Annotated in this window: 16 protein-coding genes; 12 read left to right on the top strand and 4 right to left on the bottom strand. The window is 41.9% G+C overall.

The features are described from left to right. Positions 1–16 precede the first annotated feature (16 nt). On the bottom strand, positions 17–1,840 hold the full coding sequence (locus AFM12_RS09475; RefSeq protein ID WP_055147138.1) for an ABC transporter ATP-binding protein: 1,824 nt from the start codon (positions 1,838–1,840) through the stop codon (positions 17–19). Between the two features lie 96 nt (positions 1,841–1,936). On the opposite strand from AFM12_RS09475, the gene AFM12_RS09470 reads away from it, so the two are divergent. From AFM12_RS09470 to AFM12_RS09450, 5 genes are all read left to right on the top strand, one after another. Continuing rightward, positions 1,937–2,956: a hypothetical protein gene (locus AFM12_RS09470; RefSeq protein WP_055147135.1), complete on the top strand. Its 1,020-nt coding sequence runs from the start codon at positions 1,937–1,939 to the stop codon at positions 2,954–2,956. Between the two features lie 35 nt (positions 2,957–2,991). Next, a complete protein-coding gene (locus AFM12_RS09465; protein WP_131458278.1) occupies positions 2,992–5,331 on the top strand; it encodes a hypothetical protein in 2,340 nt (779 codons plus the stop codon). Between the two features lie 131 nt (positions 5,332–5,462). Beyond that, positions 5,463–7,274 (top strand): 3-keto-alpha-glucoside-1,2-lyase-like domain-containing protein, encoded by a 1,812-nt coding sequence (locus AFM12_RS09460; protein WP_082391262.1) that lies wholly within the window; start codon positions 5,463–5,465, stop codon positions 7,272–7,274. 2 nt (positions 7,275–7,276) lie between these two features. Further along, the gene (locus AFM12_RS09455; RefSeq protein WP_055147129.1) at positions 7,277–9,205 is read left to right on the top strand and encodes a hypothetical protein; all 1,929 of its coding nucleotides are present in this window, start codon (positions 7,277–7,279) and stop codon (positions 9,203–9,205) included. Positions 9,206–9,221: 16 nt separating this feature from the next. Further along, positions 9,222–10,142: a hydroxypyruvate isomerase family protein gene (locus tag AFM12_RS09450; protein WP_055147126.1), complete on the top strand. Its 921-nt coding sequence runs from the start codon at positions 9,222–9,224 to the stop codon at positions 10,140–10,142. 47 nt (positions 10,143–10,189) lie between these two features. Here AFM12_RS09450 and AFM12_RS09445 read toward each other — a convergent pair whose 3' ends face one another. From AFM12_RS09445 to AFM12_RS09435, 3 genes are all read right to left on the bottom strand, one after another. Then, the gene (locus AFM12_RS09445) at positions 10,190–11,407 is read right to left on the bottom strand and encodes an OmpA family protein (protein WP_131458276.1); all 1,218 of its coding nucleotides are present in this window, start codon (positions 11,405–11,407) and stop codon (positions 10,190–10,192) included. 38 nt (positions 11,408–11,445) lie between these two features. Next, positions 11,446–12,015: a hypothetical protein gene (locus tag AFM12_RS09440; protein WP_082391284.1), complete on the bottom strand. Its 570-nt coding sequence runs from the start codon at positions 12,013–12,015 to the stop codon at positions 11,446–11,448. Positions 12,016–12,096: 81 nt separating this feature from the next. Beyond that, on the bottom strand, positions 12,097–12,942 hold the full coding sequence (locus AFM12_RS09435) for a cupin-like domain-containing protein (protein WP_055147906.1): 846 nt from the start codon (positions 12,940–12,942) through the stop codon (positions 12,097–12,099). 176 nt (positions 12,943–13,118) lie between these two features. On the opposite strand from AFM12_RS09435, the gene AFM12_RS09430 reads away from it, so the two are divergent. The 7 genes from AFM12_RS09430 (at position 13,119) to AFM12_RS09400 (ending at position 24,933) form a co-directional block, all read left to right on the top strand. Then, positions 13,119–13,703, top strand: a complete 585-nt coding sequence (locus tag AFM12_RS09430) for a DUF4230 domain-containing protein (RefSeq protein ID WP_055147118.1) — start codon at positions 13,119–13,121, stop codon at positions 13,701–13,703. Positions 13,704–13,854: 151 nt separating this feature from the next. Next, positions 13,855–17,169: a preprotein translocase subunit SecA gene (secA, locus tag AFM12_RS09425; protein WP_055147115.1), complete on the top strand. Its 3,315-nt coding sequence runs from the start codon at positions 13,855–13,857 to the stop codon at positions 17,167–17,169. Between the two features lies 1 nt (position 17,170). Then, complete coding sequence (locus AFM12_RS09420) at positions 17,171–17,965, top strand: SDR family oxidoreductase (RefSeq protein WP_055147113.1); 795 nt, start codon at positions 17,171–17,173, stop codon at positions 17,963–17,965. Between the two features lie 179 nt (positions 17,966–18,144). Next, on the top strand, positions 18,145–21,345 hold the full coding sequence (locus tag AFM12_RS09415) for a SusC/RagA family TonB-linked outer membrane protein (protein WP_131458274.1): 3,201 nt from the start codon (positions 18,145–18,147) through the stop codon (positions 21,343–21,345). Between the two features lie 14 nt (positions 21,346–21,359). Then, positions 21,360–22,811 (top strand): SusD/RagB family nutrient-binding outer membrane lipoprotein, encoded by a 1,452-nt coding sequence (locus AFM12_RS09410; protein WP_055147107.1) that lies wholly within the window; start codon positions 21,360–21,362, stop codon positions 22,809–22,811. Positions 22,812–22,823: 12 nt separating this feature from the next. Continuing rightward, the gene (locus AFM12_RS09405) at positions 22,824–23,546 is read left to right on the top strand and encodes a BT_2262 family domain-containing protein (RefSeq protein WP_055147104.1); all 723 of its coding nucleotides are present in this window, start codon (positions 22,824–22,826) and stop codon (positions 23,544–23,546) included. Positions 23,547–23,664: 118 nt separating this feature from the next. Next, on the top strand, positions 23,665–24,933 hold the full coding sequence (locus AFM12_RS09400) for a metallophosphoesterase (RefSeq protein ID WP_055147101.1): 1,269 nt from the start codon (positions 23,665–23,667) through the stop codon (positions 24,931–24,933).

The following is a 24,933-nucleotide window of genomic DNA, read 5'->3' as shown; positions in this document are numbered from 1 at the left end:
TGGGCTCTGAAGGTTTTTAAACCTCCTGCAATTCCACAAGCTTCCTGTAAACCCCTCTCTCATTCTCCAGAAGTGTGGAGTGCGTGCCTCTTTCAATGATTTGTCCGTTTTGGATAACCAGAATTTCATTGGCAGCCTGGATGGTGCTTAGGCGATGGGCGATGACAAGGGTAGTTCTATTTTCCATCAGCTGAGTTAGAGCATCTTGAACCAGTTTCTCAGATTCGGTATCGAGTGCTGAGGTAGCTTCGTCAAGGATTAAAATCGGTGGATTTTGAAGAATAGCCCGGGCAATGGAGATTCGCTGTCTTTGTCCGCCTGAGAGCTTTGTTCCACGGTCACCGATTATTGTTTCATAACCGTTCGGCTGTTCTTTTATGAACTCATGAGCATTCGCAATTCGGGCCGCATGTTCTATTTCTTCTTGTGTGGCTTCAATCCCAAAGGTGATATTATGAGCAATGGTATCATTGAAAAGAATTGCCTCCTGAGTCACAATCCCCATTAGTTTACGAAGCGATTCTTGAGAAACATTTTTAAGGTTATTCCCGTCGATTTCAATGATACCCGATGTAGGGTCAAAAAAGCGAGGCACTAAATCGGCTAAGGTTGATTTCCCACCACCGGATGGGCCTACCAAAGCTATGGTCTTGCCTTTTGAAAGTTGAAAATTGATATCTTTTAAAACAGGAGTTCCGGTTTCATACTCAAAATTGACATTTTTGAAGTTGATCTCTTTTGAGAAATCATTGAGGTCGATTGAGTCTTTATTTTCTGAAATAGCTGCCTTTTGACCGAGTAAACTCAAAATACGTTCGCCGGCGGCAATTCCACGTTGCGAAGTAGAAAAAGCCTGTGCGATTTCTTTGGCCGGCCTTACCACCTGAGAGAACAAAGCGATATAGGCGAGAAAAGTGGAGGCGTCCATACCGCCCTCTTCTCTTAAAACAAGGCTACCACCAAACAGAAGCAAGGAAGCCACCATAGTTACACCGATAACTTCCGAAACTGGATTTGCTAGCTCACGTCGAACGGCGTAGGAAAAGATTGATCTTTTATATCCTTGGTTTTCCGCTTTGAAGCGATCGCCTACAAACTTCTCAGCCACAAACGCCTTCACGACCCGCATTCCGCCATAGGCCTCATCCATCACCGAAATGAGGTTGGCCAGCCGATTTTGACCTTCTCCGGCATCTTGTCTGAGCCTTTTAACGATAAAACCCAGAAAACCACCGGTAATCGGAATCACGATAAGTGAAAAGAGTGTCAATTTGACTGATAGATAGAAGAGAGCGACCAAATAGCCAACCAGGAGAAGAAGTTCTTTGATACCTGCCGAAAAGGTATTTCCAATGCTATTTTCCACCTCCTGAACATCGGTGGTAATTCTGGAAATCAGGTTTCCTTTGCGTTCGTTATTGAAAAAACCAAGATGAAGACTGAGCGACTTATCAAAAATGGCCTGTCGCAAATTTGCCACCATATTGACCTTAAAACCTTCTAATAACCTGTTGCTCAGGTAACGAAACAAATTGGTCAGAAAAATACCGATTACCAAAAAGGCACAAACGAACTGCAAAGCAGCAAACTTGCCTCCTTCTACAAAGTAGGAAGCGAAATAGAAGTTAAACCAATCGATAGGGTTGATTCCGTCGGGACGAACAAGCATGGCTTGTAATGTTTCCTCAGCCACCTGCCCAAAGAGAATATCAAGCATAGGTTTAATCAAAACCAGATTCAGAACACCCGCCAAAGCCGAAATAGCCGAAGTGAACAGAAATGGAATGACAAAATTGCGTAACCGGCCGGCGTAGGAAAGAAGTTTGAAGTAAGTGTTCATGTAAACTGGAAGCCTGAAAACTTCAGGTCAAAGGGTTTCCCCGTCTTTTCAATTTGTAGTCTCGCAAATTTGAGAAAAAGCTTTTACTTTGAATCCATGATCTCCAGATTGTTCGCTTTTCTTTTACTGTTTTTCATTTTCTCCTGCGGGCAAAAAGATCAGGTCACAAAAAACGTCACCGGAGCCATATACCATTGGAAATCGATCTATAACCCGGAGGCAAAAGACCTCAAAAAACTGGATGACCTTCAAATTTGTAAACAGTACATTCGCTTCTTTGACATTGATCGTAAAGGTACTGAACCCGCCTCTCCCAAAAGTGTGATTAGGTTTCGGACCTTGCCTCTGGCTGAGGTTATACCCGTCGTTTATATTACTAATCGTACTTTTCAGGGTTTAAGCGAAACAGAAATAGACACTCTTGCAACTCGAACGCTCACAAAAATCCGGTCGATTGCCGATGAAAATGAAATCTCATTCAACAGTATTCAGCTCGATTGCGATTGGTCAAAAAGTACTCAAAAGGCCTATTTCAGGCTATTAAGGAAGATTGAAGAGCAATTGGACAATGCCACGGAGCTAACCTCCACATTACGATTACATCAGGTCAAATTCATGGAGCAAACGGGTATTCCCCCTGCAAGTAGAGTTTCTCTAATGCTTTATAATGTGGGCGACTGGACAAATCCTTTGACGCCAAACTCGCTTTTTGACCCTAAAATCATTGATCAATACATTTACAGAATTCCTGAATACCCTTTGCCAATTGATATCGCCTTGCCCATTTATCAACAAACGTTGGTTTACCGAAATAATAAGCTCTTCACTTTCATGAAGAGTCAAAGCTATGAAGACGTTTCAAAGGCCTTAAGACTGAAGAAAATAGAGACAAGTCGAAATTATGTTTGTCTGGAAAACGGGGAATTTCTCAACAAATCTTTCAGAAAAGGAGATATTTTTCGTTTTGAATCTGTGGACTATGAGCAGTTAAAACTAGTCAATAAGGCCGTAAAAAGTCGGATTCAAAACCAAAACACTGACCTCATTTTTTACCACCTTGACCAAAACGCCGTGAGTCAGTTCAGTAAAAAAGAATTTCGCCGTCTGCTTCAGTAAGAATGCCTAAATTTGATGAGTATCACAGTCATTTCATGAAACACCTTCGTCCAAAACGACTTCTCTCCTGGTTCATCCTTTTCTCTTTTGCCTGTGGCCCGGGTCCTCTGGATTTCGAAGAGTTTTTTACACTTTTTGATCCGGCCGTAGCTGAACGCCCAGCAGCAACTGACGAATACTTTTTCACTCATAATTACCTTAACTTCTATGGCGAGGGCCCAAATAGCCAGCAGCTGTCAGATAGCCTAAATCTGGAATCATGGTATCAGTATGCCGATCAAAAAATTAGCAAAGATGAATTCAGAAAAGGCCTTTATGACACTGGAAATGGTCTGAAACTGGCCAATAAGCTCCGGGCAATGGGTAAAACCGAGGCTGCCGATTATGTTTTGCTTGCACAGGAAATTGATAAGGAAACTCAAAAGTTTGGAAATTACTGGGAGCCTGCACCCTTGGTGAATGAACAATTACTTGCCGACCTCCGCGATTATGTCATGATGAACATTCTCGCTGCCAGAGAGGATTTTATAAAAGAGCGATATACCTTTCAGGCTATGAAAATCGATGCCAAACTAAATGACCATGTGGGGCTAATTGACGATTACAATACGCTGGATGGCGAATATAAAACTAAAACCTTCATCAGTGATTGGATTGAAAGTCGTGTGGCGGGAGCTCATTTAGGAATGGGTGACACTGCAAAAGCTGTTCTTGAATTTGCCAAGATCTTTGAGAAGTCACCAACCCGACGAAATCAGGCAGATTTGAGCGTTCGCAGGTTGGAGTTGAAAAATTTTGACGCCGCTCTTAATCTGGCCAAAAATGACCAAGAAAAAGCGGCCGTTTTAACGCTGCAAGCCATTCAACCTTTTCAGGATGGCCTTCCGCTAATGAAAGAAATAGCGAGTTTAGACCTTAATCATACGATGCTTCCCCTCATTATGAGTCGGGAAATCAACAAAAATGAAGTTGGGTTTTATGCCAAGCAAAATGCCGGAATGTATGCCTATCAACTTGATGTTTACGATGACAATTATAAGATTGACTCCGCAAAAGTCGCTCAAAGAAACAAGGAGGCAGAAAGCTATTTTGAAGAGCTTTTGAGTTTCAATCAAACGCTGTTGAAAAATGATAAACTGCAGCAAAGGTCTTTTTGGCTGGCTTCCGCCGCCTATTTAAACTTCATTGCCGGGCAATTTGACACCGCCGAAAAGCAAGTCAAAGAAGCTTTACAGCAAAACCCGACTATTGACTTACAAAGTCAACTCCTGTTCCTTGAAACTGTTATTTCTCTCAAAACAGATGGTCTTGAAAAAGAAGGTGAACTTCTTATCCAAATTGAGAAACTTCAAACGGTTGAGAATTTCAGAGATAATAACCGATTGGCTTTCGTAACAGAACAATTGGCCCAAAAATATCTGGAAGCTGAAGATCAGAAGAATGATTCCGGTGGCTTTTTAAGCTCTTGCAGTAAGAAAGAAGCCCCCTTTCCAAGGGCTAAAGTCAAGGCATTTTTAGCTAAAATTTCCGGCGGTTCTGACTACGAATATCAATACCAAACCGGATACCACAAAACTGGTCTACTGTACCAGCAAAACGCTGAAACCCTTTCTAATTTGCTAGAATTTATCACAGAGAAGGCAGAAACGTCTGAAGATCAAAAGCTCATAGAGTTGGCAAATCTGAAAATGGATGACTTACGTCTGGCTCTGGGAAGAAAACTGGTGCGTGAACAGAAATACCCTGAAGCTCTCGCTCAATTTCAAGCCTGTGACCCTTCAATATTTAATCAGGAGGCCTTCTCTCAATATTTTTCAGCATATCCGAGACAATATGTCGGAAGTCGCGATTTGGAAGAAGACCCGCTTCAGCCATTGGAATATTTTAAAAAAGTTGCCACTTATCAGCAAGAAACCACTGAAAACCCGGATGATGCCTGGGCCTGGTATAATCTGGGGCTTGCCGCTTATAATATGAGTTATTGGGGCGAGGGCTGGCTTTTTTCTGATCGGATGTGGGGTGCAATGGAAATAGAATACGGCGACCCAACTGATGAAGATTATTTTACAAACGACTATGCCAAGGCTTGTTTTGAAAAGGCACTAGCCGCAAATCCCGAGCCCGAGCTTGGAGCTCAAATTTGTTATATGGGTGCCCTTTGCGAACGCAATCAATACTACATAGCCTACACCAACGGCAGACCTGATACATATAAACAAGAAGAACTCGACTACTATCGTATTAAAATGGAAACGAGCGTAAAACCAACTTTTCAAAGCTTCTTCAAACGGCTGAAAAATCAATACGATGAAACCGAATTTGAGAGTCAGGTTATTAAGGAGTGTATAACTTACGTCAACTACAAGCTTCAGTAAAGGACTCACTATCAAATAATTGATTAACTTACTATAGAAGAAAGCCCAGTTCATTACGCTCATTAAGCGTAAATTAAAGTTTTATTAATGGGTGCGGAATACCTTTGACCTTCCTATAAAATAGACGAATAATGAATCTTAACCTCAAAAGCCTGTTGTTGGCTTTTTTGCCCGTGGCAACACTGGCACAAACTCAGATTTTAGCTGAGAACCTGAACCATTTTAAAAACCCCGCCGGGAATTGGAGTATCGTCGGAGAGGCTTCTGCCAATCCTTTCGTTGACAATGACCTTAAATCCACCCCGGGCACAGGTGTTTTGGTCAACATCCACGAGCATGGCACTTATGGCGGAGACTACGAACTGGTTTCTGATTTCACTCATGGTGATGCTGATATTGAATTTGATTTCATGATGGCCAAAGGCTCAAATAGCGGAGTTTATTTACAAGGCAATTATGAGATTCAATTGCTGGACAGCTGGGGTAAAAAAACAGCGAAATATGGAGACTGCGGTGGTATTTATGAAAGATGGGATGAATCACAGCCTGATGGCATGAAAGGTTATGAGGGCTCAGCACCCCGGGTAAACGCGTGTAAGGCTCCCGGTCTCTGGCAACATATGAAAATCTCTTTTCAAGCTCCGCGTTTTGATGAAAAGGGTCAAAAAACCGAAAATGCCAAAATTTTGTCGGTAACGCTTAATGGACAATTGCTTCACGAAAATGTTGAGCTTTCAGGAGTAACACGAGGAGCACTGACAGAAAAAGAGGTAGCTCAGGGACCCTTGCGTTTTCAGGGTGACCACGGATCATTGGCTTTCCGAAATATTGTTTTAACCTCTTTTGATCAGCCTGCGGCAGAATTACAAAACCTTTCATATGAGGTTAATTATGACCCCTATAATCCCGAAGCTAATCCTAAAGATTTGCCCGTTCAGGATAAAGGTGAACTCAATGAATTGACATGGGAATTTCTCAAGCAACCCAATGAATATGTATATACCATTTCAGGCGACTTTATTGCTCCAAACGATGGCAAATACACTTTTACCCAATACTCCTCCTCCAATAATTCATTGAAAATTGATGGTGAAATGGTTATTGAAAACCGATACACCGGTGCCAATGACGGACGATCAGCGAGTATTGAACTCAAGGCAGGAAAACATACTCTAGAGTTTTATAATGCCAAATACGACGGCTGGATGAGGCCTGCCCTGGGCCTCTTTGTCTCTGGACCGGGTTTTAGAGAGAAAGCTCTCAATTCTCCCTCATCGATGTTGGGTAATAAGCCGGCAGACCCTATCCTGATTCTCAAAGATGACTATGACAACCTCCGTAGTTTTATGGATTTTACAGAAGATGGAGAACGAAAAAGAGTCACTCATGCCATTTCTGTAAGCACACCTGCTGGTATTCATTTTACCTATGATTTGGACAAAGGTGCACTTCTACAGGCATGGAGAGGTCAGTTTCTCAATGCTACTCCCATGTGGGATAGCCGTGGAGATGGCAGCTCCAGACCGCTAGGTGCCATAACGCCTTTCAATGATGATTTGACAATCTCCGATAAGCTGCCTGCTATTTGGCCGTCAGACACTGCGGGCTCCGGATACCGCCCGCTAGGTTATAGTTTGGACGATGAAAATATTCCGACTTTCCGATACCAGATTTATGGTAACAAGGTGTCTGACCGCATAGAGGTAGCGGAAAAACAGAAATTAAAAAGATCAATCTCTGTCGATAGCAATGCACCTTTTGCTGCCCGTCTGGCTGAAGGATACAGCATAGAAAAAATTGAAGAAGGGCTTTATGCCATCAATGACAAATCATGGTTTGTGGAAATCCCAGATGCTGAAGGCATCACCCAGCGATCATCTGATGGTAAAAGTGAATTGATCGTAATCGCTAAAGGAAAACTTACGTATAACATCCTGTTTTAATTATGAAGAAGCTAATTAACTATATAATCTGTTTACTGATTTCAGCCAGCGTCTGGGCTCAGGAATCACCAAAGGAAGAAGACTTTTACCGCATTGTAACGCCTCCTGTACCTGAGGGAGTTTTACTGGAAGTTGGTGGTCTGTGTACTTTGCCTAATGGCTTATTAGGTATTTCAACCCGCCGAGGCGATGTGTATATTATGGAAAACCCAACCAGCCGTCAGCCTTATTTCAGAAAGTTTGCGTCTGGTCTTCATGAAGTTTTAGGCTTGGAGTACCGTGATGGCTCACTCTACTGTGCTCAGCGTGGGGAGTTAACCAAATTGACGGACACAAACGGCGACGGCAAAGCCGACCTTTACGAGACCGTTCATGCCTGGCCGGTCTCAGGTCATTATCATGAATACTCTTTCGGACCAAAATTCGCACCGGATGGCAGCTTCTTTGTGAGTGGCAATGTGGCTTTTGGTGATGAAGAGTGGTGGCGTGGAGAAGCCCGCGTGCCTACACGAGGTACCATTTTCAAAGTTTTCCCGGACGGTCACCGCGAAGACTGGGCTGCTGGGGTCCGTTCTCCGGCCGGGCTCGGTATGATTGACAATGAACTCTTTTATACCGATAACCAGGGCGACTGGGTGGGTTCAGGCGGCCTTTGGCATGTTAAAAAAGGGGCCTTTATGCATCACCCGGCAAGTTTAAAATGGGTAAATGAAAATTCTCCTGTTAAAATGACAGAAGAAAAGTTCTTTGCTGAACGTGATAATCGTAAAGTAAGGAATGAAGCCGGAGCTTATATCAAACCAGAGAATGTGATTGAGGAAACTCCTCAAATGGTATATGAACTCAAAGAAAAATACGCCTCGGTACAACCGCCAGCGGTTTGGCTTCCTCATGGTATTTTGGGAATCTCAAACTCGGAATTGATTAAAGATCAAACGCAGGGCTCTTTTGGACCATTTACAGGTCAGATCTTTATTGGTGATCAGGGTCAGTCAAAAATCATGAGAGTTTTTCTTGAAAAAATTAACGGCGAATATCAGGGAGCAGCCTGGGATTTCAGAAGTGGTTTTCAATCCGGTGTCATGAGGTTGGACTGGGCCAAAGACGGCTCATTGTTTGTTGGTGAAACTAACCGCGGCTGGGGCTCTGCCGGAGATGCCAATCAAGGTCTTCAAAGATTAGTTTGGAACGGCAAAATGCCTTTTGAGATGCTGACAGTCAAAGCCAAACCAGATGGTTTTGAAATTCAGTTTACGCAGCCCGTTGACAAAAAATCAGCAGAAGACTTAGCCTCTTATTCCGCCTCAAGCTTTATTTACAAGCATCATCCTGTGTATGGCTCTCCGCCGGTACTTAGAGAAGACTTGCCTGTAAAAGGCGTAAAAGTTTCTCCGGACGGCAAAACGGTTCGTATTGTTATTGACAACCTTAGAGAATACTTTATTCACGAATTAAACCTTGAGGGTATCAGAGCTGCCGGTACTTTTTATTCATTGGTTCATCCAACCGTTTATTATACACTGAATAATATTCCTGAGGGAGAAAAATTGAGTATTAGTGAACTCAAGACTTTTTCATCAGGCAAAGCAAAACCGGCTTCCGCCTCAGCAAAAACCAAGGAACTGGTGTCACCAGATGGAAAGGGCAAATCAGTCACGGCACAGGCCAATGCCGCCCCTGATTTTGATGAAATCAAACCCCTTCTTCAAAAATATACCTGTACGGCCTGCCATGCCGAAGGTAAAAAAGTGGTAGGCCCGGCCTTCAAAGACGTTGCCAAAAGAAAGTATAGTAATCAGAAGATTGTGGATCTTATTTACAATCCTCAGCCACAAAACTGGCCTGACTACGCTACTCCAATGGCACCAATGCCACATGTGCCTAAGGATGCTGCTTTAAAAATTGCATCGTATATTAACGGCCTGAAATAAGACAAACCCTTACGAAATGAAGAATACGTCAAGAAGAAATGCTCTGAAAGCCATTGGAACTGTGGCTGCTACAGGTACATTTTCGGCCAGTGCAATGGCAAAAGAGGCCATGAGCCCAAAAGCAAAATTGAAAAATAACATCAAACATTCAGCTTGTCGTTGGTGTTATGGATCTATTGATTTTGAAGAATTGGTAATCGCTGCCAAAGAAATCGGACTTCAGTCTATTGAGCTTACCGGCCCGAAAGAATGGCCTATTTTGAAGAAACATGGTATGACTTCAGCAATTGGCTGGGGAGATTGGCCTGAAGTAACTCTTCCGAACGGAAGCAAAAGAGGCTCTAACCTATCATGGTTTTTTGCTGATCCTGCCACTCATGACACGCTTGTAGCTTTCTACGAAGATCTGATCCCGCAAGCTGCCGAGGCCGGCATAACCCAATTGATCTGCTTCTCTGGAAACCGAAATGGAATGAACGACTACGTGGGTATGCAAAACTGTGCTCAGGTGATCAGAAGGTTGATTCCTACTTGCGAAAAACACAATGTTATTCTTTCCATGGAGCTGTTGAGTTCCAGAGATAGTCACCGCGACTACATGTGTGACCATATCGACTGGGGTGTTTCGCTTTGCGAGATGGTGAACTCTGATTACTTCAAGCTGCTTTATGATATTTTCCACATGCAGAGTATGCATGGTGATCATATCAGAAATATCAGAAGATACGGCAAATACATCAGTCACTACCATACAGGTGGTATGCCTGGCCGAAAAGAAATAGACGAAACTCAGGAGATTTATTACCCGGCTGTTATTCAGGCGTTAGTTGACTCCGGTTATAAAGGCTTTTTAGGTCAGGAGTTTATTCCTTCGGCGAGAGACAAAGAAGGAATGCTGGCTTCCCTTGAAAGATGCGTTCGAATTTGTGATGTTTAGAGCTCAGAGAAATATCTAGATAACGGGAGGCGATAGCTTCCCGTTTTTTATTTCTCAACACTTAAAACCTGTAGCTCTACACGACGGTTAAGCTCCTGATTGTCTTCAGAAATAGGTTTGTCAGGCCCATAACCAACCGTTCTGATTCGCCTTCTGTCAATTCCCTTGCTAACCAGATAATCTTTACAGGCCTCTGCTCTTTTTTCCGAAAGGTCAATATTCTGACGTCTTGAGCCCTCCTGAGATGTATGTCCACTCAGCTGAATCCGTGTTCCGGGATATTTGACCAATAAATCATAAACCTCATCAAGATCACCCATAGCCTCAAGGCTCAAGACCGCCTTTGATTGTTCAAATTGAATATGCTCAAGAACCAGATTTTCACCGATTGAAATATTTTGCTGACCTATCTCAAATTCTTCTGTTTCAAAAGGTGCAATGGTTCCTTTTTGTTGTTTTTTCGAGGGTCTATCTCTTTTCTTGAAATACAAGGGTTGACTAAGTGTCACAAAAACCGCATTAGTTCTATGATTAAGTTTGACGTTGCCAATACCAGAACCTCCATTGTAAAAATCAATATTCTCGGCGTATAGAATGGTTGGCGAGAGGTTTACCCCAACTTCCAGAAAAGCGGGACCATTCATAAAGTCTATTTCCTGACCAAGACCCAGATAAAAGCTCAGTCGCTGCTGTTGTTCTACTGAAGATGAAAACGTAAGCCCCGTACCTGAAGAATTGATATAATTCCCGGGATCAGTCACCCGTTCCTCACGGCTGGCTCTCCGATTTCTTGGCCCAAAAATATTGGGTTGAAAATTGACAGAACCCGTAAAAAATAAATTATAGGTACGAAACCTAAAACCTGACCCAAAACTGTAATAATTGAAATTATCAAAGAAGCCTCCTACTCTACTTCCCCGAAAATCATATGTCAAAGAAGATTGATAGGCTGTTATTAAGTTAATTCGTTCAGCCCTTCCGAAAATGTCGAGTTTATCAAACAAGCGATAATCCAGGTTGAGTCCTATTCTATTGGTGGAGTTCAGACTCACCTGCGATTCCCCGTTAGAGTTAAACGTATTTCCGAAATTATAGAACTTCCAGAGGTAAAGCATCTGTTCTGAGCCACTCAAAACCTGTTGCTTTCCCGGCAATTTCATTCCCAGCCCCAAATATGGACTCAAACTAAACCTGGAATATTCCGGCTGTGCCAAGCTTTGAAAAGCCGTAAAGAATAAAAACAGAAAAGAGATTTTCTTATGCAATTCGCCAATTTTGGAAAGACCAAAGTTAGTCAAAAAGCTTATTGCTGCCGTACACACGATATTTTCCAGGTCGGGAAACTAAAAGTCTCCGGCTTATTGACCCATTCCCCCAGCCATTCAAAACCATCATGACCTATATCTGAAAAAGTTATGCGATAGAAACCGGGGGTTCCATTGGGAGCGGCCTGATCACGATAAAGAATGATATCACCATTTTCGTTATCATTTCCATACCAGGACCCTAAGGTTTTTGGGAAAGCCGTATTTGAGTAGTAATGCACCCGCCATGTAAGGCTGTCAGTGTCATAAACTCTGATGCTACCAGAATGTGAACCATCCGGCTTCAGCGTTTCATCCTGCACACCCATGCCGTTCATAATGAACTTCCATCGCCAAATAATCTCCTCAGGTTCTTTCCATTCCTGTTGGGCATTTCTAGCTGTTGATTGACAAGAGTATTGACCTGCCAATTGGCCAAAATCTTTCAACTGCTCCGGTGCTTCCGGATTCTGAGCACCGAAAGGTAACTTTTCAGAAACTTCGTAGGGGTATTGCTGTGCCCAAATCTGAGCACTACTTAGCAAACAAACAATAAAAAATAAACGCATAGTTTTTTCTGACAATTCTACGAAATGCAGCATTGAAAAAACTCGCTATAATTGGGGGAAATTAGAGTATGTCGATTGTTCTTAAGCCGGTTCTAAAGCACGCTCTGCGGCCTTTGTCTCCTTCCAATCTCTCCATTTCGCACCGAGCATCTTAGTCATACCGCGATCTACCAACTGGTGTCTTACCAGGTTGTAACCTCCTTTCACAAAAGTGAAAATAGAATCATTTGCTCTAAGTGCAAGACTGTATCCACCATCTACATAACGGATATGATGCCACCATAATGAAGGTATAAAGACCGTTTCACCATGACCGATAACTCCCTCAACACCAACAAGGTCTTTGGCTGCAGGAAACTTATCATAATCCGGATTCTCAGGGTCAAAATGACTCATTACGGTATACGGATGATGGTATAGCTGACGACTTTGATCAGGGCCGAAAAGAATAACTTTTTTCCGTGTCTGAAACTGCGTCAAAAATACATTTGAGCAGTCCATGTCGTAGTGAAGGTTGGTAATGGAATCTTTGCCTCCAAAAAACATAAACTTGTAGCTTTTGATGAAGCCATCCATGATATCAGGATAAATGATATCATCGGCGAGCTCAGGCACTTTTTTAAAAATATCAAAAAGGAAGATTCTCAGGTCTATGGGTTCGTTTTTCTCAACCAAATCCAGATAGTCTCCAAATCGCATAGTTTTAGCAATTTTGAAGTATTTATCAGGGTCATGATAATGCTTATCAATAAGAGGAACCTCAATATCACCATGGGTATTTCTTAACCAGTCAAAAGTCCATTTATCACGGGCAGGCCAGTCTTTTACAAGATCTGTAAAAATGACAGGTTTTTTGGGCTTCAGATAGTTTTCAATAAACTCTTCCCTGCTTAAATTACTTCTGCGATCAATTGGTAATAATTCCATAGCTTCACAATCTGTTTCTGTTTTGTATAAAACATTCAATTGCTTATGTCCTTAAAACTGATATTTCCCGAAAAAGTTTAATTTCTTCTCTGTTTTATTTTCGGTTGTACTGCAATTGAAAGACAAAATAAGCGTATTTTATATTGACAAAGATTAGACAAACTGAAAATTTTTAAATGATCAAAATCATAAATCGCATTTTGCTGCTCATTGTTTCTACTTTGGCCGTATTTGCCTTCATATTTTACCTGAAAGGTGGCTTTAAGAACCTTTTCGGAGTAAAGACAATTGAAACAACGCATTCCCTCATGCTTGAAGAGACCAAGGCTCTTGGAAATCTTGAGCTCGCAAGCTTCACTTTCAAAGATATCGTGGACCAAAAAATCACCCGCGATTATCTGCCTGACCCGAGAGCATTATTAATTATTCATGGCGAAGCTACCGGATGCATCAATCTTTCTAAAATACAAGATCAGGATATCAGCGTTTCAGAAGATTCTGTCATTGTCAGATTGCCTCCGCCTATCCTTTGTCATCACAAAATTGACCACTCTAAATCAACGGTCTATGATACTCAATACGCCTTTATGAACGAAGGCCTATTATTTGAGGAAGCATTCAAATCGGCCGAGTTAAAACTAAAAGAGTCAGCGATAAAAGCTGGAATACTCAAAATGACAAAAGAGAATGCGGAAAACATGCTAGTACCTATTTTTGAAAACATAAGTGGCAAAAAAGTCAGGCTTCTCTTTGACGATTAAAGCCTGTTTCTCCGGCCAAAACAAAAAATTCTGGTGAAAACTAGCCATTTTGACCGCTTTTCAATTACAGCATTATTGTTGTAAGGTTACCAGTTGAAATAAGTAAATTTGCAGCCTTACATTAAGTACAGAATTAGGATCAAATAATATAATGTTAGATTTTATAACTAAAGGAATTTCTAAGGTTTTTGGCACAAAGTCAGACAGAGATGTCAAAGAACTGATGCCGTATGTTAAAACCACCAACGAAGAGTTTGAAAAACTTCAGTCCCTATCCAATGACGATTTCAGGGCAAAAACCATTGAGTTAAAAGACTACATCACTTCTTCGCTGAGCTCAATTACAACACAAATTGAAGAACTCAAAGAAAAAGCAGAAAGCGACGAAACTCTTTCTATAGATGATAAGGAAGCTATCTTCAAGCAAATTGATGATCTCACTGAGCAGGAAGATGAGGAGCTGGAAAATGTTTTGATGGAGATTTTGCCAAAGGCATTTGCCATTGTTAAAGAAACCGCCAGAAGATTTAAGGAAAATGATTCATTGACAGTAACCGCTACTCATCTTGACCGGGAGCTGGCCATGAAAAAAGGTCATATCACCATTGAAGGTGAAAAAGCAACCTGGAACAGCGAGTGGGAAGCGGCCGGAAACATGATCAAGTGGGACATGCTTCATTATGATGTTCAGATTATCGGTGGTGCTGCTCTACACAGTGGAAAAATTGCCGAAATGCAAACGGGTGAGGGTAAAACCTTGGTTGCAACACTCCCAGCATTCCTGAATGCATTGGCCGGCAAAGGTGTTCACTTGGTAACTGTAAACGACTACCTGGCTCGCCGTGACTCCGAGTGGATGGCTCCGATTTTTGAATTCCACGGTATCACTTGTGACTGTATTGATAAATACCCGGCAAACTCAGCCGCCAGAAGAGCCGCTTATAATGCCGATATCTGTTACGGTACCAATAACGAATACGGTTTTGATTATCTGAGAGATAATATGGTAACCAACCCGAAAGAGTTGGTACAGCGGAAGCATCACTTCGCAATGATTGATGAGGTAGACTCCGTTTTAATTGACGATGCCCGTACCCCATTGATTATCAGTGGCCCAATGGCCAAAAAGGGTGATGAAGCTCTTTTCAACTCTTTGAAGCCTAGGGTTGCTCAAATTGTTGAGGTTCAGAAAACCCTAACAAATAACTACCTGAACGAGGCGAAGAAACTGATCAATTCAGGTGACACCAAAGAGGGTGGTCTTGCCCTTTTCAGGGCCTACAGAGGTATGCCGAAAGCCAAACCTTTGATTAAATACCTTTCAGAAACTGGCATAAAAAAGACCTTACTTGATACAGAGGCTGTTTATATCGCTGAGAACAATAAACTGATGCCTCAGGCTGATGAACCCCTTTTTTATACAATTGATGAGAAAAACAACTCAATTGAGTTAACTGATAAAGGAATTGACTTCTTAACCGGTCAGGACGAAGATCCAAATTTCTTCATCATGCCTGACTTGTCAATTGACATTGATCAGATTGAGAAATCAACTGAGCTTTCAGAGCAGGATAAAATTCTTAAAAAAGATGAGCTTATCAGAGATTATGCTACTAAAGCTGAGCGTATTCATGCTGTAAACCAATTGCTCAAATCTTATTGCTTATTTGAGAAAGATGTTGACTACGTTTTGATGGACGGCAAGGTCAAAATCGTTGATGAGCAAACAGGCCGTGTAATGGATGGCCGCCGCTGGTCTGATGGACTTCACCAGGCCGTTGAAGCGAAGGAGAATGTGAAAATTGAGGACTCAACTCAAACCTACGCTACCATTACGCTTCAGAATTATTTCAGAATGTACCATAAACTGGCTGGTATGACCGGTACCGCTGAAACAGAAGCTGGTGAATTCTGGAAAATCTACAAGCTTGATGTGATGACCATACCGACGAACAAGCCGGTAATTCGTGATGACATGGAAGACATGGTTTATAAAACCGTGCGTGAAAAATACAATGCCGTAGCCGACGAGGTTAATAACCTGACATCGGCTGGCAGACCCGTACTAGTGGGTACTACTTCAGTAGAAAACTCTGAGATTATCAGTAAAATGCTGAGTATTCGTAAAGTTCCACATCAGGTACTTAACGCTAAGCAGCATGCCCGCGAGGCAGATATTGTTGCAGAGGCCGGCAAGCCTGGAGCCGTGACCATTGCCACGAACATGGCGGGTAGAGGTACTGACATTAAACTTTCTCCTGAAAGTAAAACCGCCGGAGGTTTGGCCATTATTGGTACCGAGCGTCATGAATCTCGCCGTGTAGACCGCCAGTTGCGTGGTCGTGCAGGTCGTCAGGGTGATCCTGGTTCTTCGCAGTTCTTTGTGAGTTTGGAGGATAGCCTGATGCGTCTTTTCTTCTCTGACCGTACGGCCAAAATCATGGATAAACTTGGCATGGAAGAAGGCGAAGTAATTCAGCACTCCATGATTACCAACTCTATTGAGCGTGCTCAGCGTAAAGTTGAAGAAAACAACTTCGGTATGCGTAAGCGTTTGATCGAGTATGATGATGTAATGAATGTTCAGCGTGATACCATTTATAAACGTCGTAAAAATGCTTTATATGGTGATCGACTTTCATTAGATATCGCAAATGTACTTTACGATACCTGTCACTCTATCCTGGCGAACGCTGGCAGCAATTACGACGAGTTTGAACTACGAGCTCTTCAAAATTTAGGTTTTAAACCAGAAATTACTGCCGAAGAGTTTGGCAAGGGTGGTGCTCATTTGGAGTCGAGATTCTATGATCTTGCTCAGGCTCATTATGAAGAGAAAAACAAAGCATTGGTCAGCAAGACTATTCCGGTTCTGAATAAGGTTCTGGCTGACCGAAATGCATTGAAAAATGAACCTTTCATGGCCATAGTGGGTGATGGCACTAAAAACATTGCTGTTTTCTGCGACATGCAAAAAACGGTTGACACTAACGGTCGCGAGCTGATTAAAGAAATGGAGAAATCAATCTCTCTGGGCGTAATTGACCAACAATGGAAAGAGCACCTGAGAGACATGGATGATCTGAAGCAGTCCGTTCAAAATGCTTCCTACGAGCAGAAAGATCCGCTTTTGATTTACAAGTTTGAAGCCGTAGAGCTTTTCCAAAACTTCCTGACTAAGGTAAACGCTGAGATGGTTTCGTTCCTGATGAAGGCAGGAATCGTTGAAATGCGTTTTCAACAGGTAGCTCCACCAAAGGAAGACAAACCTAAACTTTCAACCAATAGAAAAGACGGCGACTCTGAAGGTGGATCAGCTCCGGTAACGCCGGCAAAATCTCAGAAAGTTGCTAACCGTAATCAAAGGGTTAGTGTACAATACCGCGATGGTTCCGTAAAACGTGACGTGAAATACAAACATGTCGAGGAGGATGTAGCCAGCGGCAATGCTGTACTTGTAGATTAACATGGATTTAGAGAATAAAGTCATCTGGATTACCGGGGCTTCGTCGGGTATTGGCGAAGCCACCGTTTATCAATTTGCCAAACACCCGGTAAAACTAATACTCTCGGCAAGAAGAGAAGCAGAATTACAACGTGTGGCAACACAGTCCGGATTACCTTCTGAAAACATTCTCATACTACCAATGGATGTGGAACAGTATGAGCTTTTCCCTCAAATGGTTCAAAAAGCTATTAACCACTTCGGGCAAATCGACATCCTATATAATAATGCGGGAATTTCTCAACGTAGTTTTGTGGCCGAAACAGACCTCTCTGTGTACGAGAGAATTCTAAAAATTGACCTTCTAAGTGTTATTGCTCTTACAAAAGAGGTTCTACCGTATATGATCCAACGTAAAAGTGGTCAAATCGCTGTAACAAGTAGCGTGGCGGGTAAAGTGGCCACTCCGGGACGGTCAGGATACGCAGCGGCAAAATTCGGACTTCATGGCTTTTTTGATGCTTTGAGAGCGGAAGTATATCATGATAATATTGGAGTAACAGTTGTTTGCCCGGGCTATATAAACACTGACATTTCTAAGAATGCCCTCTCTTCTGATGGTACTCAATATGGCAAAATGGATGAGAACCAACTCAAAGGAATGAGTGCTGAAAAATGTTCTGAAAAAATTTTCAAAGCTATCACTGAAAATAAGGCCGAAGTCTACATTGGCGGCAAAGAAGTAATGGGCGTTTACCTCAAACGTTTTCTACCTCGGCTTCTTAACAAAATAATCCTTAAGCAGGCCCCAAAATAGCAGCTCAATATTCTGTAATTTCTGAGAAGAAGTATGCATGCATACTCTTTTGCTTTTTCAATAAAGCATTGCACTATTTTAAGTTAGATAGAACTTTTTTAAGATATCCCCACCTATCTTATTTAACATTTTTTAATTTGGTCGCTTCAAAACAATTAAAAACCTTAAAAGCAAACTGTATGAAGAAATTTTTATTTACCATGAGTTTGGTATGCTTAAGTGTGCTCACTTTTGCCCAATCCATGGAAATTTCGGGAAAGGTTACCTCAGCAGATGACGGCATTGGGCTTCCTGGTGTTTCTGTTTCTGTTCAGGGAACAACCAAAGGTACAACAACAGACGTCGACGGTAATTACACCATCGAAGCCACGAGAGGGGCTACTTTAGTTTACTCCTTTGTAGGTATGGTTTCTCAATCGATCACAGTTGGGAACCAAAGTGTAATCAACGTTTCTCTTCAGAGCGATGCAAATCAATTGAGTGAAATCGTTGTAACTTCAACAGGTCTTAACAGAAACGCCAAAAATGTGGTGTATGCTAACCAGACTGTAAAGTCTGAAGACCTTCTTTCTACTCCTGGTAAAAACGCTCTTGAATCATTGAGAGGTAAGGCTGCCGGTGTAAGAATTAACACAAGTTCAGGTTCGGTAGGTGCTTCTACACGTATCGTACTAAGAGGTGAAGGTTCATTGACTGGTGATAACAACGCTCTTATTGTTGTTGATGGTATTCCAATCGATAACACAGCCAACAGTGGTGGTGATGGTACTGCTAGTGCAGGTTACACCGATTACGGTAACCGCTTCAACGACCTTAACCCTGAGGATATCGAAAGTATCACTATCTTGAAAGGACCATCTGCAACCTCACTTTACGGTTCTCGTGGTGCTTCTGGTGTTCTTTTGGTAACTACCAAAAAAGGTAAAGATGGTACTGTGAAAGTTGGTGTTAACTCTTCTTACTCTACTGAAAGAGCTTATGTACTAACACAAAGACAAGATGGCTACGGACAGGGTTATGATAACTTACACTTCGATTCAGGTGAAAACTGGTCTTGGGGTCCGGCGTTTGATGGCGTAGTTAGACCTTGGACTTCTCCAATCGATTCAGATGGTGATGGTTCTTTAGAAGCATTGACTCGTCCATACGAAAATGTTCCTAACCAGCTTCAAAGCTTCTTTAACCTTGGTAACACGTTGAACAATAACTTCAATGTTTCTGCCGGTAAAGGTGGTTTTAACTATTACCTATCTTATGGTAATACTTTGCAAAACGGTATTTTGGACAACACTAAGTACAACAGACACTCAATCAACTTGAATGCTAGTGCTCAGTTGACTCCAAAATTAAAGTCTGATTTCAATGTATCTTATTCATTGACAAATCAAACAACAGCTACTGAAGGTGCAAGAGCATTCGAAGGTGGTAATGCATGGGCAATGGTTCTTCAATCTCCTGTTAACATTCCGTTCAATGAGATTAGAGATTACAACAGCCCTTTCCATGATCTTGAAGGATACTGGGGTTCTTACTCTTCTGTGAACCCGTACTATATTTTGAATGAGTACAACAGTCAGGCAAACATTGGTAACTTGTTCACCAAAGTTTCATTGACATACACACCAATCAAAAACCTTGATTTGATTGCAAGAGTAGGTAACAACTCCATCAATATGGGAGTAACAGAATCAGTACCGTCATACACTCGTGGTACTCAGCTAATCTGGGGTGATGATCTTGCTCTTGGAACAAGAAACGGAAGACACAATTCAGTAGGTAGCTACCTATACCAGGATCGTAACCGTTCAAACTGGGATGTAAGTACACTGGCGAACTACACTACAGATATTCCTGGTGTAGAAGGTCTTAAATTGAACGCTGTTGCTGGTTGGAACATGTTTGATAAGAGATATAAGAGAATCGGTGGTAACACTGTAGGTGGTCTTGTAGTACCTGGTTTCTACAATCTAAGTAACAGTGCTGAAAACCCAATTTCTTTCCAGAATACCACTGCTTATAGAATTATGGGTGCTTTGGGTAACGCAAGTTTGAGCTACAAGGACACTTATTTCCTTGAGTACTCTGCCAGAAATGACTGGTCTTCTACTCTTCCTTTGGCAAATAACTCGTTCTTCTACCAAGCCGTTGGTGGATCAATCATCGTATCTGATGCGTTGAATATCGACAGCAAATTCCTTGACTTTGCTAAGCTTAGAGGTAGCTATGGTACTACTGGTAAAGATGCCGGTCTATACCTTCTGAACTCTACTTTCGCAGGTAACCCTACAATTGCTTCTTTGGGTGACTACTCTCTGTTCTTCCCATTAGGTGGACAGCCGGCATTTACAACTGGTAATGCCATTGGTAACCCAGATCTTAAGCCTGAATTGACAACTACGTTTGAAATTGGTGCTGACATCTCTTTGTTAAACAACAGAGTAAACCTTGACTATACATACTATAGCTCAAACCACACCAATCAGATTGTAACGATTAACCTTCCGGCATCAACTGGTTTTACCAGCACTACTGCCAACATTGGTCAGATGACAAACAAAGGTCATGAGGTTTCATTGATCCTTAAGCCAATCAAAGGTTTGGTGAATGGTCTTAACTGGGACATCAATCTTCTTTACGCCAAGAACAAAAACAACGTAGTTAAGATTACTGATGACATTACTGAGCTTACTGTTGGTGGTTCTAACCGTGGTATCACTACTGTTGCAAAAGAAGGATATCCTTTCGGTACATTCAAAGGTCTTACAGAAGTTGTGAACAGTCAGGGTCAAACTGTTGTAGGAACTACTGGATTCCCTGTATTAACTGATCAGGAGCAATATCTTGGTTCTTATCAGCCAGATTACACTGCAAGTGTAGGAACAACAATCGGATATAAAGGACTTTCATTAAATGCTCTACTTGATATCAGACAAGGTGGAACTTTCTTCTCTTGGACGAAATTCTACACAGGATTTAACGGTACTGGTATGCATACGGTAGAATACGGTAGAGAGCCATTTGTATTCCCGAACAGTGTAACTGAAACAGGCGAGGCAAATACTACTGAGATTACTGCTCAGGATTTCTATACAAACTACGATCCGGCTCCGGCTCACTATCTAGTAGATGCAAGCTTTATCAAGCTTAGAGAAATTGGTTTGAATTATGCTATCCCTGCGAAAATTCTTAGCAAGGCAAAAATCAAAACTGCTACTTTAGGCGTATATGCTAACAACGTGAAGTTCTGGTTACCTGCTGACAACACTTACGCAGATCCTGAAGTAAACGGCCCAAGCCTTACAGGTAACGCGGTAGGTATTGAGACAACTCAGATTCCTCCTGCTCAAAGTTTAGGTTTTAAATTAGGTCTAACATTTTAATTGAATCAGAATAGATGAAAAGAATATATAGTTTATTAATTACCGGTTTGCTCCTTTTCTCTGCCACTTCATGTGATGAGAGACTTGCAAACCTGAACGTTGACCCAGACAACTCTCCTACGGCGTCTGATGCACAGGTATTGACCAGTGCTCTGGGTTATATGTCTTATGTTCAAGACGTGGAATTGAACATGAATTCCTTCCTTTGGGCTCAATACTACACTTGGGGTATTGGTGTTTCCATCGGAAATCAGGAAAGATTTGTTTCTGAACCAGATGATTTCAATAACTACTGGATCAGATCGTATGCTCAGGTTTTAACTGATGTTAAATTTCTGACGAAAAGTGATAGTAAGGCGTATAGTGGTATTGGTAAAGTCTTGATGGCTTACATGTATCAAGGACTTGTTGATCACTTCGGAAGTGTGCCTTTTTCGGAAGCTCTGAATGGTGAGATCGCTGATGGCTCTATTCTTACGCCATCATACGATAGCCCTGATGCAATCTATGCTTCCCTTGTAACTCTCCTTGATGAAGCCATCGCGGATCTTGATGTTGCTCCTGCTGATGCTGGTGCAGATGATCTAGTTTATGGAGGTGATCTTGAGAAGTGGACCAAGTTTGCAAACTCTTTGAAACTTAGAATTCTAATGAGAACATCTGAAACTGCTCCTAATGCTGCAGCTATTCAGGCTTTGATCTCTTCAGGTTCTTTCATTGAGAGCATGAGTGATATCGCTAAAGTTGACTTCTCTGGTGCTACAGGTAATCAGAATCCAATGTTCGCCAGAATGACTTGGGGTGTTGGCGATTTTTACTTTGCAAGTAATGCTACGGTTAATAAACTGAATGAGCTAGCAGATCCTCGTTTGACTGCCTTCTACACTCCTGCTTCTTCAGGAACTTTTAACGGCCAGATCAGAGGTATCGATCAAGGTAGTATCGACAATGAGCCATTTACTGCTCCTGCGACTGACTACAGTGGTTCTTCTCCTGTAGCTGTAGCAGATGATAACTCTGTTTTCTTCATGAGCCCATGGGAGGTTTGGTTCCTTAGAGCTGAAGCTGCTGCAAGATATGGAACTGCTGATGACGCCAGTGCTGCATTTGCAACTGCAATTTCTTCTAACTTCTCTTTCCTTGGAGTTGACGGTGCAAGTGATTACATCGCAAGCCTTGGTTTTGATGGTTTGACTTCACTGGATGATCAAATCGATGCTATCGCTGTTCAAAAGTGGATTTCTTTGAACGGAACTCAGGAAGATGAAGGATGGATTGAAACCAGAAGATTTGACAGACCCGCGAGCAGAGTCTTCACTGAAGGTATTTTCCAGACTCCAACACTTACTGTGTTACCACAAGGAGTTTTCCCTTCAACCTGGTTATACCCTGAAACGGAGAGAAGTTTGAACGCAAACGCTCCTGCTCAGAGAACAATTACTGACAAAATATTTTGGGACAATTAATAGTCGACTAATATGAAAAAAATATCATTATTATCAATATTTGGTTTATTCCTGTTTGCTTCTTGTGAGCAAGACTTCGGAATTACAGAATCAGAGATCACTTACCTTCCTCTGATTGAGCTAAAGGGCCCAGCGGTTGTTGAAATCAACTGTGGTGATTCTTACAGTGCCGATGCTTACAGTGCTACGGCTTTTGAAGGTGGTTCAGAAATTCAATTGAACGAAACCATTACCGGAGCGTACTTTGGAGCGTCTACAGTTTCAGGTCCTGACTACTATGAAATCGCTTACAGTGCGGTGAACAAAGATGGTATTCCTGGTTCTTCTTTCAGACAAATCTACTGGAAGCCTTGCCCTGGTGATCTATCTGCCGGTGACATCTCTGGTGCTTACACATCTACAGTTGTAAGAAACGGTTCTTCAAGCCCTCAGTACACTGATATGGGTCCTGTATATATCGTTAAAGACGGAGATTCTTATAAAATCTCTGACGCTATCGGTGGATACTACGATTTCGGTAGAGGTTACGGATGGCACTATGCCGGTACCGGTATGATGGTTACTGACAATGGTAACGGTACTTACAGCTCTGGTCAGACTATCGGAGTTGGTGATTTCGGTGGCGAGCTAGTTCTTGACAGTTTCTCTGTTGACCCAGCTACTGGTGTTATCAAGTTCTCGACAAGCTGGAGCTTTGGATACGTCTTTGACGTAACTTTAACTCCAAATAACTAAGAGAAGAGTTAATATTAAAAAAGGTGATCAGGTAACTGGTCACCTTTTTTTGTTAATAATCAATCCCGATGAACATTCTCAGTTCCTTTTCGGTTAAACTTAAATCACTTATTGATTTATGAGCAGAGGACTTTTTCTTGGTTTATTTATATTTCTTTTCTTCCTGGCAGACCTTTATATCTTCGGTGCTTTAAAGCAGCTCACAAAAAACTGGAATCTTGCTAATCAACGAATTCTAAGTTTTGTTTACTGGTCTATTCCGGTTATCTGTATCCTTATCTTTTTTGGTGCCTTCTTTTGGTTCAATGATCGCCTGTCATTCAAAGCGAGAAATTTTCTTGCTTCGTTTATTTTCATCATTTATATCTCAAAACTATTTTCAGGAGTAATTTTAATACTAGGCGACGTACTTAGAGTTGGTCAATGGAGCTTTCGTTCTATCTCAAATCTTTTTCAGGGAACTTCAGGGATTAGTGACTCAAATCTAGACCCTGATCTTCCAAAAATCACAAGGTCAGAATTTATAACCAAGACCGCCCTGGCTGTAGGTGCCACACATATTGGTGCAATGGGCTATGGAATAATTTCTGGTGCACATGACTATCGCATTCGCAGAATTCCACTAAAACTAGCAAATCTGCCGGGTCAATTTCACGGCTTAAAACTCGCACAAATTTCAGACATCCACAGTGGAAGTTTCTTTAACAAAACAGCTGTTAAAGGTGGTGTGGATATGCTCCTTGCCGAAAAGCCTGATATCGTCTTTTTCACTGGAGATCTGGTAAATAATGAAGCAAAAGAACTGACGGAGTACTTTGACATTTTTAAGCAAATACAAGCTCCTCTGGGCGTCTTTTCTACGCTAGGTAACCATGACTACGGTGATTATACCCAATGGAGCTCAGAGAAAGACAAACAAGCAAATCTCAAAACTCTAATGGAAGGCCACAAACTTATGGGGTGGCACCTTATGATGGACGAGCACAAACGTCTTAAAGTAGATGGGGAAGAAATAGGAATTGTAGGTATACAAAACTGGGGAAAAGGCTTTCATCAATATGGTGATCTAAAAAAAGCATTAGAAAACACATCAGACTTACCGGTAAAACTTCTTCTTTCTCACGACCCCAGCCACTGGAGAGAGCAAGTACTTAACAAATCAGAAGTGGACGTTTCTTTTGCCGGCCACACACACGGCATGCAATATGGCGTTGAAATTGCGGGCTTAAAGTGGAGTCCCGTACAGTGGCGATATAAAGAATGGGCCGGCCTGTATCAGGAAGGGAATCAACAATTGTATGTTAATCGTGGCTATGGTTACCTTGGTTACCCTGGTAGACTTGGCATTTTGCCTGAAATAAGCATTTTTGAGCTTCAAAAAGGTTAA

The organism is Jiulongibacter sediminis (genome assembly GCF_001306455.1).
In the GTDB taxonomy this organism is placed as follows: domain Bacteria; phylum Bacteroidota; class Bacteroidia; order Cytophagales; family Spirosomataceae; genus Jiulongibacter; species Jiulongibacter sediminis.
Note: the sequence above shows the minus strand (reverse complement) of the source record. Positions and strands in the feature narration are given on the sequence as shown.

What these genes read in the sequence shown, in the direction of transcription:
- AFM12_RS09475 (WP_055147138.1), bottom strand. Translation starts at nt 1,840, where the DNA reads ATGAACACTTACTTCAAACTTCTTTCCTACGCCGGCCGGTTACGCAAT.
- AFM12_RS09470 (WP_055147135.1), top strand. Translation starts at nt 1,937, where the DNA reads ATGATCTCCAGATTGTTCGCTTTTCTTTTACTGTTTTTCATTTTCTCC.
- AFM12_RS09465 (WP_131458278.1), top strand. Translation starts at nt 2,992, where the DNA reads ATGAAACACCTTCGTCCAAAACGACTTCTCTCCTGGTTCATCCTTTTC.
- AFM12_RS09460 (WP_082391262.1), top strand. Translation starts at nt 5,463, where the DNA reads ATGAATCTTAACCTCAAAAGCCTGTTGTTGGCTTTTTTGCCCGTGGCA.
- AFM12_RS09455 (WP_055147129.1), top strand. Translation starts at nt 7,277, where the DNA reads ATGAAGAAGCTAATTAACTATATAATCTGTTTACTGATTTCAGCCAGC.
- AFM12_RS09450 (WP_055147126.1), top strand. Translation starts at nt 9,222, where the DNA reads ATGAAGAATACGTCAAGAAGAAATGCTCTGAAAGCCATTGGAACTGTG.
- AFM12_RS09440 (WP_082391284.1), bottom strand. Translation starts at nt 12,015, where the DNA reads ATGCGTTTATTTTTTATTGTTTGTTTGCTAAGTAGTGCTCAGATTTGG.
- AFM12_RS09435 (WP_055147906.1), bottom strand. Translation starts at nt 12,942, where the DNA reads ATGGAATTATTACCAATTGATCGCAGAAGTAATTTAAGCAGGGAAGAG.
- AFM12_RS09430 (WP_055147118.1), top strand. Translation starts at nt 13,119, where the DNA reads ATGATCAAAATCATAAATCGCATTTTGCTGCTCATTGTTTCTACTTTG.
- secA (WP_055147115.1), top strand. Translation starts at nt 13,855, where the DNA reads ATGTTAGATTTTATAACTAAAGGAATTTCTAAGGTTTTTGGCACAAAG.
- AFM12_RS09420 (WP_055147113.1), top strand. Translation starts at nt 17,171, where the DNA reads ATGGATTTAGAGAATAAAGTCATCTGGATTACCGGGGCTTCGTCGGGT.
- AFM12_RS09415 (WP_131458274.1), top strand. Translation starts at nt 18,145, where the DNA reads ATGAAGAAATTTTTATTTACCATGAGTTTGGTATGCTTAAGTGTGCTC.
- AFM12_RS09410 (WP_055147107.1), top strand. Translation starts at nt 21,360, where the DNA reads ATGAAAAGAATATATAGTTTATTAATTACCGGTTTGCTCCTTTTCTCT.
- AFM12_RS09405 (WP_055147104.1), top strand. Translation starts at nt 22,824, where the DNA reads ATGAAAAAAATATCATTATTATCAATATTTGGTTTATTCCTGTTTGCT.
- AFM12_RS09400 (WP_055147101.1), top strand. Translation starts at nt 23,665, where the DNA reads ATGAGCAGAGGACTTTTTCTTGGTTTATTTATATTTCTTTTCTTCCTG.